The following is a 2,329-nucleotide window of genomic DNA, read 5'->3' as shown; positions in this document are numbered from 1 at the left end:
CTTTGAAGGCGTCCTGAATAAGCTGCAGAGGCAGCACGAAGACCAGCGGGACTTCGGTGAGCCCTTCATCTAAAAATTTAACCTAAAAACCTACTAACAAGGTCAACTTTGTAAGGCCGGGCACAGCTGCATTCAAGCACTGTCCCGGCCTTTTTACGTTCAACACCATAAAAGGAGGTTTCCCCATGAACAGAGTGTCTCTTGAATTCAATCGCAGTTTTTACCGCAGGCCCAAAAATGGATACCCCATGCCCAGCCCGGGTGCCATCAGCATCATGGCTCCCAGGGTGATTGTCCGTTCCAAGGGCAGCAAAACTACCCGCCCAGCCCAGAACCAAACCAAATAACCGGCGTAACATCCCAAGGCTGAACACAAGTCCTCGGGATTTATTACGTCAAAATATAAGGAGGTTTCTATGAAGATTTATGGCCGGGATGTTTCAGACATGAACATCCACGAAATCAACAAACTGTTTCGCCAGTATGACGAGTCACACAAGTGGCCTGTCTGCAACCAGTTCAACGCCACAGACAGGGCCATCGGGCGTCTCAGGCGCAATGTCCTGCCTCACGTCGGACCCACCGGCGGCATCGAGTACGCCTGCATGCTGGATGAGGAAATCAGTCAGATCGTCAATACCATCATCTAACCCAGTAATCTCAAAACAGGAGGTAAGATCATGAAGGCACATTTCGTTTCAGAACAAGAAGTCCGTGCAGTTCCCGAAGTCCAGGGCACCGACACCTGGAATCCTGTCCATCACAGCCTGGTAATCGATGCTGTGGAACATGCAGTATCCGAGGCAGGCCTGGGTATCCAGAGTAAGTGCTTCGAGCTCACCACTGGAGGAGGTAACCTGTTTGCCTCATACCGTCTGGATCAGGGTCGGGACGGAGTAAACTGGCAGATAGGATTTCGAAACTCAATTGCTAAGCGCTTTGCCGTAGGCATAACCGCCGGGACATATACAATGGTCTGCTCTAACCTGGTCTTTGCCGGTGACTTCGTCGAATTCCGGAAGCACACCAAGGGCCTGGACACAGACGAGCTCTTTGCCATGTCCGGCAGGGCCATAGAGACCACAGTCCACCGCCTGGAAAGTCTGGAGGCATGGCAGTTAGACCTGAAGAACATCCCTCTGTCCCAGCGCCATATGCGCATTTTGAGCTTCGAGGCCATGCGCAAGCAAGCCTTCCCAGCCAGCAGGTTCCACCGGTTCCTGGAGGCCTACAAAGAGGAAGTCGCCCTCAACGGCCTGACTCTGTATTCATTTTATCACAGCATCACCAGAACCATCCGGGATCAGTCCCTGAGCCGGATATCCACCCGCTCAGAAGTCCTTAATCAGCTCGTACAGGATTACCAGCACTGGCTGTCCAGAAATAGCTAACCCTTCCCTTTTCCCGGTCATAACCCGGGCTTTTTTATGTCCAAATTCCATACCCATAAAGGAGGTTACCATGGCATTACTGATCACCACCCAGCCCTATGCCCAGCAGGAAATCATCAGGGGGATCACCAGGGTTATCTGCGAGCACAGCCCCAATTCCAGGCGTAAGTTCCAGGAGAAGCTGCACAACCTTGCAGCGCTGCCCAGTACAGACGTGGTCATTACCGGCTACACCGAGGGGTTCTCCCATCCTGAGTTCACTCTGGCCTGGTACAGGCAAAACGGCAACCCGGACCTGCATCCTTTGGAGAGGCAGGAGGGTCCCTTCATGGTCGGAGTGATGGTCTTTCATGACTTCGAGGACTGCTGGTGCACGCACACATAAAACCAGGTTCAAGGGCCGGGGCGAAAATGTCCCGGCCCTTTTTGCGTTTAACCACCAACAAAGGAGGATCAAGATGAACACTCAGGAAGCGCTGCAGGTTCTAAAGCCCGAGGCAGCCACTCTGGAGGCACTGAAGCAGGCCTACCGTGCAGCAGCCCGCAAGTATCACCCAGACGTCAATCCCCACGGCGAAGAGCTCATGAAGCTCGTCAACGCTGCCTATGACCTGCTTGTATCCAGTCTTGGAGAGTGGGCCATACATGAAAACGCAACAGAAGATCCGGGTGAGATGTCCCTGGACGAAGAGATGTCCGGCATTCTCAGCAAGATCGGCCACCTGCCGGGCCTCTTGTTCGAGATCTGCGGCACCTGGCTCTGGGTCACCGGAAATACTTACCTGCACCGCCAGGCACTCAAAGACGCCGGGCTCTTTTTCGCACCCAAAAAGAAGGCCTGGTTCTGGAGGCCCCCTGAATCCAAGACCAGCAGCAGAGGACAGTGGGATCTGGATAAGATCAGAACTGTACACGGCTCCCGCACCATCAAAACCCAG

5 protein-coding genes are annotated in these 2,329 nt (G+C 53.7%); all 5 read left to right on the top strand.

What is annotated here, in order from left to right:
• The first annotated feature begins 185 nt into the window (after positions 1-185).
• Complete coding sequence (locus D5S03_RS01410; RefSeq protein WP_287042459.1) at positions 186-347, top strand: hypothetical protein; 162 nt, start codon at positions 186-188, stop codon at positions 345-347.
• Between the two features lie 69 nt (positions 348-416).
• Positions 417-650 carry a hypothetical protein gene (locus tag D5S03_RS01405; RefSeq protein WP_287042458.1) on the top strand — a complete coding sequence of 78 codons (234 nt, stop codon included), beginning with the start codon at positions 417-419 and terminating at the stop codon, positions 648-650.
• Positions 651-680: 30 nt separating this feature from the next.
• Positions 681-1,391, top strand: a complete 711-nt coding sequence (locus D5S03_RS01400) for a hypothetical protein (protein ID WP_008871445.1) — start codon at positions 681-683, stop codon at positions 1,389-1,391.
• A gap of 70 nt (positions 1,392-1,461) precedes the next feature.
• Positions 1,462-1,776 (top strand): hypothetical protein, encoded by a 315-nt coding sequence (locus tag D5S03_RS01395; RefSeq protein ID WP_008871446.1) that lies wholly within the window; start codon positions 1,462-1,464, stop codon positions 1,774-1,776.
• A 73-nt stretch (positions 1,777-1,849) separates the two neighbouring features.
• The coding region (locus tag D5S03_RS01390; RefSeq protein ID WP_287042457.1) for a J domain-containing protein at positions 1,850-2,329 on the top strand (480 nt) is incomplete at its 3' end.

Origin of the sequence: Desulfonatronospira sp. MSAO_Bac3 (assembly GCF_003838035.1) — a bacterium.
GTDB classification, from domain to species: Bacteria; Desulfobacterota; Desulfovibrionia; order Desulfovibrionales; family Desulfonatronovibrionaceae; genus Desulfonatronospira; species Desulfonatronospira thiodismutans.
This window is presented reverse-complemented; position numbering and strand designations above follow the sequence as displayed.

What these genes read in the sequence shown, in the direction of transcription:
- D5S03_RS01410 (WP_287042459.1), top strand. Translation starts at nt 186, where the DNA reads ATGAACAGAGTGTCTCTTGAATTCAATCGCAGTTTTTACCGCAGGCCC.
- D5S03_RS01405 (WP_287042458.1), top strand. Translation starts at nt 417, where the DNA reads ATGAAGATTTATGGCCGGGATGTTTCAGACATGAACATCCACGAAATC.
- D5S03_RS01400 (WP_008871445.1), top strand. Translation starts at nt 681, where the DNA reads ATGAAGGCACATTTCGTTTCAGAACAAGAAGTCCGTGCAGTTCCCGAA.
- D5S03_RS01395 (WP_008871446.1), top strand. Translation starts at nt 1,462, where the DNA reads ATGGCATTACTGATCACCACCCAGCCCTATGCCCAGCAGGAAATCATC.